The sequence below is a fragment of the Romboutsia sedimentorum genome, from assembly GCF_030131845.1.
Taxonomy (GTDB): Bacteria; Bacillota; Clostridia; order Peptostreptococcales; family Peptostreptococcaceae; genus Romboutsia_D; species Romboutsia_D sedimentorum.
Window position 1 is genome coordinate 123,620 of sequence record NZ_JASKYM010000008.1, and the last position, 15,391, is coordinate 139,010.

A 15,391-nucleotide genomic window follows, 5' to 3' on the forward strand; every position below is an offset into this window, starting at 1 on the left:
CCTTTCTGTTAAACATTAATGTTTCACGAAAAACTATATATAATATTAAATATGTTATATAGTCTTTTTATTTATATATGCTTATAATGTCCGGTTTCAAACGGCTCTTATATTTGTATTTATTTACCTATACAGAAATTGCTAAATATAGTATCTAGTAAATCTTCTTTTATAGTATCTCCGTTTATATATCCAAGATAATCCCATATATTTTTAAAATCAACCTCTATAAAATCATATGGAAGATTTTGATCTATCGCTTTTATAGCATCATTTATAGATTCGTATGCTCTTAATAATGCATCTTTATGTCTAGAGTTTGTAATTACTACGCTAGAAGTATTTTTAACACTTCCTTTGTAAACCATTGACTCTATTTTTTCATGTAATTCTTCTATTCCCTTATTTTGTAGTGCAGATATTTTTATTATATTATCACTTGAAACATATTCATTTAATTTATCTTCTTCAATATTTTGTTCTAAATCTGTTTTATTTAATAATACAATAGTCTTTTTATTTTCTAATTTTTCTAGTATATCTATATCTTCATCACAAAGTTTTCTAGATGAATCCAATACCATTATAACTAAATCAGCACTATTAAATGATTCTCTTGATTTTTCTACACCTATTTTTTCTACTACATCTTCAGTTTCTCTTATCCCTGCTGTATCTACTATTTTCAAAGGTATTCCTTTTATATTTACAAATTCTTCTATAACATCTCTAGTTGTACCTGGTATATCAGTAACTATAGCTCTATTTTCTCCTAGTATAGAGTTAAGTAATGATGATTTACCTACATTGGGTTTACCTACTATAACTGTTTTTAATCCATCTCTAAGTATTTTTCCGCTTTCAGCAGTGTCATAAAGTTTTTTAATTTCAGTTTTAAGACCTTCTGCTCTCTCTTTAAGAGTTTGATATGTTATTTCTTCAACATCCTCTTCGGAAAAATCTATTGCAACTTCTAAATGAGCTAATACTTCTGTAACGTTCATTCTTAGCTCTTTTATTTTATTAGATAATGATCCCTCTAATTGATTTTGAGCAACTTCATGAGCCATATCAGTTTTTGCTTTTATTACATCTATTATAGCTTCAGCCTGAGATAAATCTATTCTTCCGTTTAAGAATGCTCTTTTTGTAAATTCCCCTGCATCTGCTAGCCTTACATCTTTAGATAATATAAGCTCTAGTATTTTTTTCACAGAAATAAACCCACCGTGGCAATTTATTTCTATAACATCTTCAGCTGTATATGAGTTTGGGCCCTTCATATAGGCTAATAAAACTTCATCTATAGTATTTTCATTATCTACAATATTCCCGTATATTAACGTCCTTTGTCTATATTCTTTTATAGTCTTTCCAGACATAGATTTAAACACTTTTTCTGCAACTTCTAGTGATTTTTCTCCACTAATTCTTATTATACCTATACCACCTTCACCAGGTGCTGTTGCGATTGCTGCTATAGTATCATCTATAAACAAATATATCACCTCTTATTATTTAATTTCGTTACTTTTAATTGTTTCCTTAATCCTAACATTATATAAAATAAATGACAAAAATAAAACCCCCTATTATATAGGAGGTTAGGTTTTATCTTTTATACTCTATTACTAATCTTCTGTAAGGATCAGTTCCTTCACTGTATGTACTTACATATTTATCATTTTGAAGAGCAGAATGAACTATTCTTCTTTCATAAGGATTCATATAATCTAATTTTTTAGTTTTTTTAGTCTTAGCTACTTCTCGAGCTACTTTATTAGCATATCTTATTAAAGATTCTTCTCTCTTAGATCTGTAATTTTCAATGTCTACAAGTACTCTCATGTGAGAATCTTTATTTATTTTATTAAGAGCTAATCCAGTTAAAAATTGTATAGAATCTAGCGTTTCACCTCTTCTACCAATTAATGAAGCTGCATCCTTACCTTCTATGTCTACTTTGATTAAATTATTTTCTTGAGTAACATTTACCTTTGCTTCTATTTTAGAATTTTTAAGTATTGTCTCTACAAACTTCTTAGCTATATCTAATTCTGTTTCAATAACTGTAAATTTGTATAAACCTTCCTTAGCCCCTATAAATCCTAAAAAACCTTTAGTTGCTTGTTGTAAAACTTCAACTTCTAAGTCTTTCGAATTCACATTAAGCTTGGCCATTGCTTTACTTATAGCTTCTTCTTTAGTTTTACTTTTTATTTCTAGGCTTACTCTCATCTATTACTTCCTCCTTAGAATTAGCCAGTTTAGCTCTTAAAGGATTCATTACTAAGTAGTGTTGGGCTATAGAGAATAAGTTACCTGCAGTCCAATATAATGTAAGACCTGCTGGGAACATGAATCCCCAATATAACATCATTGCAGACATTACATATGTCATAATCTTCATAGATCCTTGTTGTTGATCCTTTGGCATCATTAACATTTGCATTACAAATGTAGTTACCCCTGATACTATAGCTAATATATAATCTGGCTTAGTTAAATTCTGTACCCATAAAAATACCATATCGGCATTTGCAAAAGCAGCTTTATCTGCAAAAACTCCATAAGCTACAGGATCTCTTAATACTGCATATAGTCCAAATAATATTGGCATTTGTATTAATAGTGGTAAACATCCTGCTAATGGATTAATCTTAGCTTCTTTATATAAATTCATTATCTCTTGTTGTTGTTTTTCTGGCTTAGTTTTATATTTTTCTTGTATTTCTTTCATTTTAGGTTGTATGTCTTGCATTGCCTTTGTTGATTTAGTTTGCTTTATTGTAAGTGGTAATAATAAAACCTTTACAAATATTGTGAACAGTATAATTGAAAGTCCATAATTATGGATAAATTCAACTATTATTCTTAGCACGTCACCTAATAAATTACTTATAATGCTCAATGTTTATACCTCCTACAGTATCTTTTCTTTTTATTTTAGAGGATCATATCCACCCGGATGAAAAGGATGACATTTTAATACTCGTCTTATCGTTAAATACAAGCCTTTTAGCAATCCATATTTCCTAAAGGCTTCTATTGAATATTGTGAACATGTTGGATAAAATCTACAGGTAGGCCCTTTTAAAGGAGATATAAATTTTTGATAAAATCTAACTAAACAAATACATAATTTCGATAAGTACCTATTTATTTCCTTTAATATAAATTTTATTTTTTTCAATTTAAAGACCTCCAAATTAAATAACTATTGTTCATCTAACTTAATATTTGCTTTTTTCATTAAATGATTCATAGATTTTTCAATGTTTTTATAATCTACATCTTTTATTGCTACTCTAGCTATAAAAACTAAATCATATCCATTTTTAACTTTTTCATCAATATTTAATCTATATGCTTCTTTTATTCTTCTTCTTATCTTATTTCTAGTAATAGCTTTTCCTACCTTTTTAGAAACTGATATTCCCACTCGAGTAGAATCTGATTTGTTATCTAGTATATACATTACTAAGTGCTTATTTGCAAAAGATTTGCCGTGTTTATACACTTTTCTAAAATCAGAGTCTTTTTTCAAGCCCTTTGTTCTGTTAAAGTCCATCTTAAAACCCTCCGTAAACACAGCTCATAATTATACACAAAAAGGCCACTTTCGCAGCGGCCTTTTTTAATTATTAATGAGTTAATCTATTTCTTCCTTTAGATCTTCTTCTTCTTAACACGTTTCTTCCGTTAGACGTCTTCATTCTCTTTCTGAAACCATGTTCTTTACTTCTTTGTCTTTTCTTTGGCTGATAAGTTCTCTTCATCTATTGCACCGCCTTTCAGATTTTTTCCGTTTATAAAAATAATAACTTTACCCTCAAAGTAAACATAACACATACAATTATAAATGCTTTTATATTTGTTGTCAACGTGTTTTTGGACTGCTTAAACAACAAAATAACTTACATTAATATTATATATATTTTGTAAGTTATATATAAAGTATACAAATTGATATAGCTAATATTACTAACATTATATCTCTGTGTATATATTATTTTAAAAATCACTCCTAATTGTTGATATTTATAATGTGTACTAATTTGTCAACAGGCTTGTGTTCTTGTGGATAAATTAATTATAAAATCTTGAAGTTTGACATTTATTCTGATATTATTAATATACTTGTTGATAATGTTCATAAAAGATATCAACTTATTAACGTTATTCACAAGCTGTGGATATAAATGTGTATAACTTATAATTATTTTGCTAATAATTTAGTTATTAAGCACGTTTATTATATCTTGATACTATTTATAATTTTATATACATATTGTTTATATCTTTTTTACAATTTAGCAATAATTTATATTCTTAGTATTTTATCCACATGATTATCCATAAGTTTCGTTATTAAATGAAAACAATATATTTTTTTGTCTTTTTTGTTAATAACTTTGTGGAAAATGTTAATTATTCTGTTCGGAGGTTTATATTATGGATATAGTTTCTTTATGGGACAAAACACTGCAATTAATAAAAGGGGAGTTATCTCCACCTAGTTTTAATGCTTTTTTTAAGCAAATAGTACCGTTAAAAATATACATGAGCGATTTAATACTTTTAGCACCTAATGATTTTACTAAAGGTATATTAGAGGATAGATATTTAAATCTAATAGAAAGCTCTGTAAATCAACTATCATTAAAAAAATATCACGTTAAATTTGTTTTAAATGAAAAAGATGTAGATGGGTTAGGAGAAGAAGTTCAAAGTTCTTCAAATAAAAAAAATCACCCTAATTTAAATCCTAAATACACTTTTGATACATTTGTTATAGGCAATAGTAATAGATTTGCACACGCTGCATGTGTTGCAGTTGCTGAATCTCCTGCTAAAGCATATAACCCTCTTTTCTTATATGGAGGTGTTGGTTTAGGAAAAACACATTTAATGCATGCTATAGGACATCATATAGTGAGCCAAAAAAAAGATCCTAAAGTTGTTTATGTCTCTTCTGAAAAATTTACAAATGAACTTATAAACTCTATAAAAGACGACCGAAATGAAGAGTTTAGAAACAAGTACAGAAATGTAGATATATTACTTATAGATGATATTCAATTTATAGCTGGAAAAGAAAGAACGCAAGAAGAATTTTTCCATACTTTTAATTCCTTACATGAAGCTAATAAGCAAATAATAATTTCTAGCGATAGGCCACCTAAGGAAATACCTACACTAGAGGATAGATTAAGATCTAGATTTGAAATGGGCCTTATAACTGATATTCAAGCTCCTGATTTCGAAACTAGAATAGCAATACTTAGAAAAAAAGCTCAAATGGAAAACATTGATGTTTCAAACGAAGTAACTACTTATATAGCTAAAAATATAAAATCTAACATAAGAGAGTTAGAAGGAGCGCTTACTAGAGTTATAGCTTATTCTTCTCTTACTAATAGAACAATATCTTTTGAACTTGCAGTAGAAGCATTAAAAGACATAATTACTTCTTCTAAAAATGAAGAAATTACAGTAATAAGAATCAAAGAGAAGGTAGCTTCTGTATTCGATCTAAAAATGGAAGATTTTAATTCAAAAAAAAGAACTAGATCAATAGCTTATCCAAGACAAATAGCAATGTATCTATCTCGAGAACTTACAGATTTATCTCTTCCTAAAATTGGAGAAGCTTTTGGAGGACGTGATCATACAACTGTTATTCATGCCCACGATAAGATTATTAAAAATATAGAAGCAAATGAAGAAATTAAGATAAAAATAGACAAAATAATATCAGATTTAAAGGGATAATTTATAAACAATTGTCTGTGGATATGGTGTTGATAGAATGTTAGTAATATTTCATGTCTAATTTTATGCACAAAATATTATATTTTAACTAACAAAGATATTAACACTTTATACACAGGTTGATATCTTTGCGTTTATTTTGATTGATATAGTTATGCACATTATCAACAACACCTACTACTATTACTACTATTATTTTTATTTATTTTTTTATATAAATGCCACAAGGAGGTTATCCACATTGAAAATAATTTGTAATCAAAAAATCCTAGCTCATAAGATAGGTATTTCTCAGAAAGCTATTAACGGAAAAACAACTTTAGAGCTTCTAAAAGGAATATTATTATCAGCTAAAGGTGATCAATTAAAGTTAACTGGATATGATTTAGAAATAGGGATAGAAACATATACACAAGCAGAAGTAATTCAAGAAGGTGAAATAGTAGTAAACGCTAAACTTTTTGGGGATATAATTAGAAAGTTACCAGATTCATTTGTTGAGATAGAGACTGATGACGAAAATAATGTTTACATAAATTGTGTTAACTCAAGATTTAAAATAAAAGGAGATTCTGCAAAAGAATTCCCTAAGTTACCAGATGTAAGCAAAGACGATTTATACAATATACCTCAAGACTTATTAAAAAATATGATAAAGCAAACTGTATTTGCTATATCTCAAGATCAAACAAAGCCTATACTAATGGGTGAGCTTTTAGAAATAATTAATGGAAACATAAGCTTAGTTGCAATAGATGGATATAGATTAGCAGTAAAAAGTTGCAAAATAGATAATATGATAACTGATGCAAAAGTAATCATACCTGGAAAAGCACTAACTGATGTAAACAGCTTATTATCGTTAGAAGAACATGATGTTAAAGTTGGATTTGACGATAAAAATGCAATCTTTATTATTAGTGATACTAAAATTATAACAAGGCTTTTAGAAGGCGAATTTATTGATTATAAAAAATTACTTCCAAGAGAACATAATTCAAAAGTAAAATTAAACACAAAAAGTTTATTAAATAGTATTGAAAGAGCATCATTATTATCTCAATCAGAAAAAAATAATTTAATAAAATTATCAATAAGAGATAGTGTTATGGCTATAACTTCTAATACAGATAAAGGAAATGTATATGAAGAAGTAGCTTTAGAGTTAGAAGGGGACTATTTAGACATAGCATTTAACTCAAGATATTTCTTAGAAGGATTAAAAAATATTGATAGTGAAGAAATCTTTATAGAATTTACGACAAATGTAAATCCTTGTATAATAAAACCTGCTGACGGAGCTAAGTATACATACTTATTACTTCCAGTTAGAATATCATCAAATATATAACACAGACAAAGGGAGTGTCGCAAAATGATTTCGAAATCATTATATGTAACACTCCTCTTTTAATAGTCTCTAAAAGTGTATATTTCCTGTGAAAATAGTAAAATCATCTTTTATTTTGATGCATGCCGTTGTAAGTAAATTTGTGATATAATATATTTTTAGCGTACTAGAGTAAAATAATAGATAGGAGGAAATAATTATGATTGAAATAAATATCGATTCAGAATATATAAAATTAGATCAATTTCTTAAATTAGCAGACCTTGCTTCCACTGGTGGACATGCTAAATTTTTAATATTAGAAGGTTTAGTGAAAGTAAATGGTGAAGTAGAGATAAGAAGAGGTAAAAAATTAAGACCTCAAGATATAGTCGAACTTGAAGGAAATATAATAAAAGTAGTGTAAAAAGGAGAGCCTTTTATGCGACTAAACAGTTTACAACTAGTTAATTTCAGGAATTATGATAATTTACATCTGCAATTTGACAAAAAAATAAATCTTCTTGTAGGAAAAAATGGTCAAGGAAAGACTAATATAGTAGAATCTATATATATGCTATCTTTTGGAAAGTCATTTAGAACTAATAAAGATAAAGAAATTATAAAGTTTGAAAGTGAAAATCTATATGTTGGTGGTAATTATTCAAAACAATATACCAATGGTATGGTAGAAGTAGCTATTGGCAAAAATAAAAAAGGTATAAAAGTAAATAAAATTCATATCAAAAAAATCCAAGAGTTACTTGGAAACATAAATGTTGTAATATTTTCGCCAGAAGATTTAAGACTTGTTAAAGAAGGGCCAAAAGAACGTAGATCATTTATTGATAAAGAAATAAGTCAGATTATGCCAAAATATTATAGCTACCTTACAAGTTACAATAAAATATTATCTCAGCGCAATCAGTTATTAAAGAACAAGCATATAGATAGTGATTTACTAGATGTGTATGATGAAAGTCTAGCTAAATATGGAAGCTATATTTATATACTAAGAAGAGATTTTATAAAGAAAATAGCTGATATATCTAGAAATATGCATGAAAAATTAACAGATAGTATTGAAAATTTATTAATAACATATAAAAATCAGATTAATATATGCGATGAAGACAATACAACTACGGTGTATAATAAATTTTTAGACAAACTTACATCTAATAGAAACCATGATATAGAAACTAGAACAACTAAATATGGGTTACATAAAGATGATTTAAATATTTTTATAAATGATCTAGATGTAAGGTTATATGGATCGCAAGGACAACAAAGAACCGCTTCAATTTCTTTGAAATTATCAGAAATTGAATTAATAAATAATGAAGTTGGAGAATATCCAATTTTAATTTTAGATGACGTGTTTAGTGAATTAGATGAGACGAGGCAAAAATTATTGGTAGATAATTTAAGCGTGGTTCAAATGTTTATAACTACGGCTGAAGTTTCACATAAAAATATATTTGATAAAAGTAACACTACTATTTTCAATATAGATAAAGGACACGTTATTAACATAGAGAATGGAGGGAACTAGATGAAACAAGAATACGGTGCAAGTCAGATACAAGTATTAGAAGGTTTAGAAGCCGTTAGAAAAAGACCTGGTATGTATATAGGTTCAACTGGACCAAGAGGTTTACACCATTTAGTTTATGAAGTAGTTGACAATAGTATAGATGAGGCCTTACAAGGGTACTGCTCAGAAATATACGTAGCTATAAATGAAGATGGAAGCATATTAGTAAAAGATAACGGAAGAGGTATACCAGTAGAGGTACATCCTCAAACTGGAAGATCAACTTTAGAAACAGTTTTAACAGTTCTTCATGCAGGAGGAAAATTCGGTGGAGGAGGATACAAGGTATCTGGAGGTCTTCACGGAGTTGGTGTATCTGTAGTTAATGCTTTATCTAAGTGGTTAGTTGCAGAAATTTCTAGAAATGGGAAAGTATACAGACAAACTTACGAAAAAGGAATACCTGTATCTGAACTTGAAGTGGTAGGAGAATCTACTCATACAGGAACAGTAACAAGCTTTATGCCAGATGCAACAATATTTGAAGAAATAGATTTTAAATATGAAGTCTTAGAACATAGATTAAGAGAATTATCTTTCTTAAATAAAGGAATTAAAATAGTTTTTGAAGATAAGAGAGAAGACAGTCTTAAGAAAAAAGAATTCCATTATCTAGGTGGATTAGTAGAGTATGTTAAATACTTAAACAAAGCTAGAACTGGAATACATGAAGATATAATTTATATAGATAAACAAGTAAAGGATTGTGTTGTTGAGTTAGCAATGCAGTATACTGACGGCTATTCAGAGAACATATATTCTTTTGCAAATAATATAAGTACTCACGAAGGTGGTACTCATTTAGCAGGTTTTAAAGCTGCAATTACAAAAACAATAAATGAGTATGCTAAAAGAAATAAATTATTAAAAGAAAGTGAACCTAATTTAATAGGTGAAGATATAAGAGAAGGTCTTACTGCTGTAGTATCTGTTAAGCTTTCAGAACCTCAATTTGAAGGTCAAACAAAAACTAAATTAGGTAATACAGAAATGAGAGGAATTGTTGATAGTATAACTGTAGAGGAGCTAGGTTCATTCTTAGAAGAAAATCCAACTACAGCTAGAATAGTTGTCGACAAGGGTCTGAGAGCTCAAAGAGCTAGAGAAGCTGCAAAAAGAGCCAGAGAATTAACAAGAAGAAAAAGTGTTTTAGAAAGTACATCATTGCCAGGGAAATTAGCTGACTGTGCAGAGAAAGATCCTTCTAAGAGTGAAATATTTTTAGTCGAAGGGGATTCTGCCGGGGGATCTGCTAAACAAGGTAGAGATAGACATTCTCAAGCTATATTACCATTAAGGGGTAAAATACTTAATGTTGAAAAATCTAGATTAGATAAGATATTAGCTTCTGAGGAGATAAAAAACATGATAACTGCGTATGGTTGTGGTGTTGGTAATGACTTTGATATAGAAAAAGCAAGATATCATAAAATTGTTATAATGACCGATGCCGATGTCGATGGAGCTCACATAAGAACTTTACTTTTAACGTTCTTCTTTAGATACATGAGACCATTAATAGACAATGGATATGTGTATGCAGCACAGCCACCATTATATAAAGTTAAAAAGCAAAAGAAAGAACATTATGTTTATTCTGATGAAGAATTAAATACATTACTAGAAGAAATAGGCAGAACAGGTGTAGAGCTTCAAAGATACAAAGGTCTTGGAGAGATGAACGCAGAGCAGTTATGGGATACTACTATGAATCCTGAAACAAGAACATTACTTCAAGTAACTGTAGAAGATGCAGCTGTTGCTGATGAAGTATTCTCAATGCTTATGGGTGATAAAGTTGCCCCAAGAAAAGAGTTTATAGAAGAAAATGCAAGATACGTTAGAAACTTAGATATATAGAAAGGGGATGAGTATCAGTGGAAGAAAATAATAGAATACTCCCTATTGAAATAGCAGATGAAATGAAGAAGTCTTATATTGACTATGCAATGAGTGTTATAGCCGGTAGAGCTCTTCCTGATGTAAGAGATGGACTAAAACCAGTTCATAGAAGAATATTATACTCAATGAGTGAATTAAATTTAAGCCCAGATAAACCATATAGAAAGTCTGCCCGTATTGTCGGGGACGTTTTAGGTAAGTACCACCCACATGGAGATACTGCAGTTTATTTTGCAATGGTAAGAATGGCTCAAGAATTCTCAACTAGAGGACTTTTAGTTGATGGACATGGTAACTTCGGTTCTGTAGATGGTGACTCGCCAGCTGCAATGCGTTATACTGAGGCTAGAATGAGTAGATTATCTCTTGAACTATTAAGAGATATAGACAAAGAAACAGTTGATTATACACCAAACTTTGATGAGTCTTTAAAAGAACCATCAGTATTACCAGCAAGATATCCTAACCTTTTAGTAAATGGATCTAATGGTATAGCAGTTGGTATGGCAACTTCAATACCTCCTCATAACTTAGGTGAAGTAATAGATGCTACTATACATTTAATAGACAATGAAGATTGTACTATTGAAGACTTAACTCAATTTATAAAAGGACCAGATTTCCCTACTTCAGCAATAATAATGGGAAAAGAAAATATAGCAGAAGCTTATAGAACTGGTAGAGGAAAAGTTAAAGTTAGATCAAGAGCTTATATAGAAGAACTAGCAAAAGGAAGACAACAAATAATAATTACAGAAATACCATACCAAGTAAATAAAGCTAAACTAGTTGAGAGAATAGCTGAATTAGTAAAAGAGAAGAAGTTAGAAGGAATATCTGACCTTAGAGATGAAAGTAATAGAAATGGTATGAGAATAGTTATAGAACTTAAGAGAGATGCAAATGCTAATATAGTATTAAACAACTTATATAAGCATTCTCAAATGGAAGATACATTTAGTATAATAATGCTTGCATTAGTAAATGGACAACCTAGAGTATTAAACCTTAAGGAAATACTATATCACTATGTAAATCATCAAAAAGACGTTGTAACTAGACGTACTAAATTTGAATTAAATAAAGCAGAAGCTAGAGCACATATATTAGAAGGATTAAAAATTGCTCTTGATAATATAGATGCAGTTATACGTTTAATAAGAGGATCAAAAACTGGTCAACAAGCTAAGGTTGAGTTAATAGAACAATTTAAACTTAGTGATATCCAGGCTCAAGCAATCTTAGATATGAGACTTCAAAGACTTACAGGATTAGAAAGAGATAAAATAGAGCTTGAATTTGATGAATTAATGAAAAAAATCAATGGATTAAGAGAAATCTTAGCTAATGAAATATTACTTCTTAAAGTAATAAAAGAAGAAATGTCAGCAATAAAAGATAATTATGCTGATGAAAGAAGAACAGAGATAACACATGCAGAAGGCGAAATAGATATGAGAGATCTTATTAGTGATGAAGAGATAGCTATAACTCTTACTCACTTTGGATATATCAAAAGAGTTCCTGCAGATACTTATAAGAGTCAAAACAGAGGTGGAAGAGGAATTGCAGCTCTTACAACAAGAGAAGAAGATTTTGTAAAACATCTTGTAAGCACAACTACTCATAGTAGATTGTTATTCTTTACTAATAAGGGTAGAGTATTTAAATTAAATGCTTATGATATACCAGAAGGAAAGAGACAAGCTAAGGGAACTGCTATAGTGAACTTACTTCAATTAGGTCCTGATGAAAAGATTGCAACATTAATTCCTATAGATGGAACTGATGATAACCAATACTTATTATTAGCAACTAAAAACGGTATAGTTAAAAAGACTAAACGTGAAGAATTTAAAAATATTAATAAGTCTGGTCTTATAGCTATAGGATTAAGAGAAGATGATGAATTAATAGATGTTAAGCTTACTAATGGAAGCAAAGAAGTACTTTTAGTTACTAAAGGTGGAATGTCTATAAGATTTGATGAAAATGACATAAGACACATGGGTAGAACAGCTATGGGTGTAAAAGGTATAAGTTTATCAAAAAATGATAAAGTTGTATCTATGAATCTTTGTGACGAAGGTACAGATGTATTAGTAGTAAGTGAGAATGGATTTGGAAAAAGAACAGACATAGAAGAATACAGAGTTCAAATTAGAGCTGGAAAAGGTATAAAAACATATAACTTAGCTGAAAAAACAGGTGAAATTGTTGGAGCTGAAATGGTACACGAAGATGATGAGATGATGATAATAAACTCAGATGGAGTACTTATTAGATTAAGAGTCAATGAAATCTCAATATTTGGAAGAGTAACAAGTGGTGTTAAGTTAATGAGAACTAATGAAGAAGTTAATGTAGTTTCTATTGCTAAAATAAATATGGAGGAAGAATAGGATTATATCCTATTCTTTTTGCATAGCTTAATAAATAAAAACTAAACATTAGAGGAGAGTATAATATGAGTAAGAAAAAAGGGAAATATTTATTAATAGGTGCATTCTTAGGATTTATAGCTGGTTTATTTTTAGCGCCAAAGAAAGGTTCTGAGCTAAGACAAGAAGCTAAGGACAAAATAGATGAAGTTAAAGAAAATCCTAAAGAGGTTCTACAAGAAACATTTGATGGAGTTAAAGATAAAATAAATAACATCATAGATGACAATTTTACTGATGAAGATATAAATATATGCGAAGAAGAAATAGTAATAAGTAGAAGTTTCGATGATGAAGGAGATAATAATTAATGGATACAATGGGGTGGCAAATAGGGGCTGTTTTAATAGGTGCATCAGCACTAATTGTAGCAATATACATAAGTAAATTATTAAATAGTGCAACTAAAGTTGTTGAAAAAACTTATAAAATAGTAGATTATAATGAAAGATATATACATGAAACTATAGAAAATGCAGCTTCAATTACAAGAAATACTGATGAAATAGTAGATTTAGCAAGTAGCATAACTAGTATAACGAAAATATTTAAATTCTTTAAAAGATAATTATAAGGAGGTTCATCAATGTCAATGAATATAAGTTCAAGTATGGATATAGAGAATGATTTTTGGAATATTTCATTACAAGGAGAATTAGATGTTTCAACAGCAGATAAATTAAAGGAACATTTACACAGCTTAGCAGATAAAAAAATAATCGATATGAAGATAAATCTTACTAACCTAGAATATATAGATTCAACAGGGTTAGGTGTTATGATAGGAATCTTAAAAAAATTAAAAATTAGTGATAAAGAAATATATATTATAAATCCTAAAAGTAACGTTAAAAAAATCTTTACTATAACAGGTTTAGATAAAATATTTAAAGTGGAGGGATAGGCTTTGATTTGTGAAACAATAAAAATGGAGATAACTTCAAATCCTGAATATGTAGGTATTATAAGATTGACTACTTCAGGAATTGCTAATAAAATTGGATTTTCTATAGATGATATAGAAGATATAAAAGTAGCAGTATCAGAAGCTTGTACAAATGCTATAAAGCATAGTAATGATAATGTTTTTTATATAAAATATGAAATGTTAGAAAATGGATTGACTATAGAGATACAAGATAAAGGCAAGGGATACGATATAGAATCTACAATAAAACCAGATTTAAGTAATCCGAAAGAAAATGGACTTGGTCTGTTTATAATACAAACCCTAATGGATGAGGTGAGTATTGAATCAAAAGATAATGAAGGCACTATAATAAAGATGACTAAATATTTAGGAGTTGATATTTAATGAAGAATGTAGCTAATGCTACAAATTACCTAAATATGGATAACAAAGAGCTATTTAAAATATATAGTAACGATAAGAATAATAAAGAAGTTAGAAATATACTTATTGAAAAACATCTATATTTAGTAAACTTGCTAGCTAAGAAGTATATAAATAAAGGTGTTGAATTTGAAGATATATACCAGGTAGCTTCATTAGCACTAATATATGCGATAGATAGATATGATATAACAAAGGGATTTGAATTTTCGAGTTTTGCAACTCCAACAATAATAGGTGAAATAAAAAAATACTTTAGAGATAAAGTATGGACGCTAAGAGTACCGAGACGTGTTCAAGAATTAGGTAAAAAAATAAGTGAAGCTAAAGTATTTTTAGAACAACAAAATAAAAAGCATCCTAAAGTAAAAGACATAGCTAATTATATAGGTTGTAGTGAAGAAGATGTTTTAGAAGCTATGGAAGCTTCTTATGGTTATAAACCAATATCGTTAGATTCATCTAGTAATGATGACTCAGAAGATAAAGAAATAAAACTTATTGATAAAATAGGTCAAGAAGAAAATAGTTTCGCAAACATAGAGCAAAAGGATTTTGTAAATAAATTTATAGAATGTCTTAATGAACTAGAAGTGAAAATATTTAAAGATAGATTTTTTTTAGACAAGACTCAAGCTACCATAGCAAAAGAATTAGAGATATCTCAAATGACTGTTTCTAGGCTAGAAAAAAAGATAGTAGAGAAGCTTAGAAAAGAATATGAAAAAAATATTTAATAAAAATAAAAAAGTTTTAAAAAAGTATTGACCTACGTTTAATTAGATGGTATATTATTACTTGTCCTTAAGAAAAAGGATAACAATAATGAACTTTGAAAATTAAACAGTAGGTTAATTTATAGAATTTGAAACAACCAAGAAACATAAAGCCAGATATATAACAGTATCTGAGCCCTAGATAAACTTTTATTTAAGAGTTTGATCCTGGCTCAGGATGAACGCTGGCGGCGTGCCTAACACATGCAAGTC

17 protein-coding genes and 1 rRNA gene are annotated in these 15,391 nt (G+C 28.8%); 12 read left to right on the forward strand and 6 right to left on the reverse strand.

Annotation, left to right across the window (positions count from 1 at the left end; translation table 11 throughout):
- Window positions 1-119 precede the first annotated feature (119 nt).
- From mnmE to rpmH, 6 genes are all read right to left on the reverse strand, one after another.
- Window positions 120-1,499, reverse strand: a complete 1,380-nt coding sequence (mnmE, locus tag QOZ84_RS13440) for a tRNA uridine-5-carboxymethylaminomethyl(34) synthesis GTPase MnmE (protein WP_284133458.1) — start codon at window positions 1,497-1,499, stop codon at window positions 120-122.
- A 112-nt stretch (window positions 1,500-1,611) separates the two neighbouring features.
- On the reverse strand, window positions 1,612-2,238 hold the full coding sequence (gene jag / locus QOZ84_RS13445; RefSeq protein ID WP_284133459.1) for an RNA-binding cell elongation regulator Jag/EloR: 627 nt from the start codon (window positions 2,236-2,238) through the stop codon (window positions 1,612-1,614).
- On the reverse strand, window positions 2,210-2,911 hold the full coding sequence (locus QOZ84_RS13450; protein WP_284133460.1) for a YidC/Oxa1 family membrane protein insertase: 702 nt from the start codon (window positions 2,909-2,911) through the stop codon (window positions 2,210-2,212). The genes jag and QOZ84_RS13450 overlap by 29 nt, the downstream gene beginning before the upstream one ends.
- 30 nt (window positions 2,912-2,941) lie before the next feature.
- The gene (gene yidD / locus QOZ84_RS13455; RefSeq protein WP_284133461.1) at window positions 2,942-3,193 is read right to left on the reverse strand and encodes a membrane protein insertion efficiency factor YidD; all 252 of its coding nucleotides are present in this window, start codon (window positions 3,191-3,193) and stop codon (window positions 2,942-2,944) included.
- 24 nt (window positions 3,194-3,217) lie between these two features.
- Entirely contained in the window at window positions 3,218-3,571 is a 354-nt protein-coding gene (gene rnpA, locus QOZ84_RS13460; protein ID WP_284133462.1) for a ribonuclease P protein component, read from the reverse strand.
- A gap of 73 nt (window positions 3,572-3,644) precedes the next feature.
- A complete protein-coding gene (gene rpmH / locus QOZ84_RS13465) occupies window positions 3,645-3,779 on the reverse strand; it encodes a 50S ribosomal protein L34 (protein ID WP_284133463.1) in 135 nt (44 codons plus the stop codon).
- A 676-nt stretch (window positions 3,780-4,455) separates the two neighbouring features.
- Here rpmH and dnaA point away from each other — a divergent pair.
- The 12 genes from dnaA to QOZ84_RS13525 form a co-directional block, all read left to right on the forward strand.
- Window positions 4,456-5,775 (forward strand): chromosomal replication initiator protein DnaA, encoded by a 1,320-nt coding sequence (gene dnaA / locus QOZ84_RS13470; protein ID WP_284133464.1) that lies wholly within the window; start codon window positions 4,456-4,458, stop codon window positions 5,773-5,775.
- 241 nt (window positions 5,776-6,016) lie between these two features.
- Window positions 6,017-7,126, forward strand: coding sequence for a DNA polymerase III subunit beta (gene dnaN / locus QOZ84_RS13475; RefSeq protein ID WP_284133465.1), 1,110 nt, complete (start codon window positions 6,017-6,019; stop codon window positions 7,124-7,126).
- Window positions 7,127-7,325: 199 nt separating this feature from the next.
- Window positions 7,326-7,532: a S4 domain-containing protein YaaA gene (yaaA, locus tag QOZ84_RS13480; RefSeq protein WP_026899765.1), complete on the forward strand. Its 207-nt coding sequence runs from the start codon at window positions 7,326-7,328 to the stop codon at window positions 7,530-7,532.
- Window positions 7,533-7,547: 15 nt separating this feature from the next.
- Window positions 7,548-8,663 carry a DNA replication/repair protein RecF gene (recF, locus tag QOZ84_RS13485; protein WP_284133466.1) on the forward strand — a complete coding sequence of 372 codons (1,116 nt, stop codon included), beginning with the start codon at window positions 7,548-7,550 and terminating at the stop codon, window positions 8,661-8,663.
- On the forward strand, window positions 8,664-10,565 hold the full coding sequence (gene gyrB / locus QOZ84_RS13490; RefSeq protein ID WP_284133467.1) for a DNA topoisomerase (ATP-hydrolyzing) subunit B: 1,902 nt from the start codon (window positions 8,664-8,666) through the stop codon (window positions 10,563-10,565).
- Window positions 10,566-10,582: 17 nt separating this feature from the next.
- A complete protein-coding gene (gyrA, locus tag QOZ84_RS13495; protein WP_284133468.1) occupies window positions 10,583-13,009 on the forward strand; it encodes a DNA gyrase subunit A in 2,427 nt (808 codons plus the stop codon).
- A 65-nt stretch (window positions 13,010-13,074) separates the two neighbouring features.
- A complete protein-coding gene (locus QOZ84_RS13500; RefSeq protein WP_284133469.1) occupies window positions 13,075-13,359 on the forward strand; it encodes a YtxH domain-containing protein in 285 nt (94 codons plus the stop codon).
- On the forward strand, window positions 13,359-13,616 hold the full coding sequence (locus QOZ84_RS13505; RefSeq protein ID WP_284133470.1) for a DUF948 domain-containing protein: 258 nt from the start codon (window positions 13,359-13,361) through the stop codon (window positions 13,614-13,616). Before QOZ84_RS13500 ends, QOZ84_RS13505 begins: the two co-directional genes overlap by 1 nt.
- Window positions 13,617-13,634: 18 nt before the next feature.
- Window positions 13,635-13,952: an STAS domain-containing protein gene (locus QOZ84_RS13510; RefSeq protein ID WP_284133471.1), complete on the forward strand. Its 318-nt coding sequence runs from the start codon at window positions 13,635-13,637 to the stop codon at window positions 13,950-13,952.
- Between the two features lie 24 nt (window positions 13,953-13,976).
- Window positions 13,977-14,363 (forward strand): ATP-binding protein, encoded by a 387-nt coding sequence (locus QOZ84_RS13515; protein WP_284133476.1) that lies wholly within the window; start codon window positions 13,977-13,979, stop codon window positions 14,361-14,363.
- The gene (locus QOZ84_RS13520; RefSeq protein ID WP_284133472.1) at window positions 14,363-15,139 is read left to right on the forward strand and encodes a SigB/SigF/SigG family RNA polymerase sigma factor; all 777 of its coding nucleotides are present in this window, start codon (window positions 14,363-14,365) and stop codon (window positions 15,137-15,139) included. The genes QOZ84_RS13515 and QOZ84_RS13520 overlap by 1 nt, the downstream gene beginning before the upstream one ends.
- A gap of 189 nt (window positions 15,140-15,328) precedes the next feature.
- Window positions 15,329-15,391 (forward strand): 16S ribosomal RNA (locus QOZ84_RS13525); the annotation flags it as partial.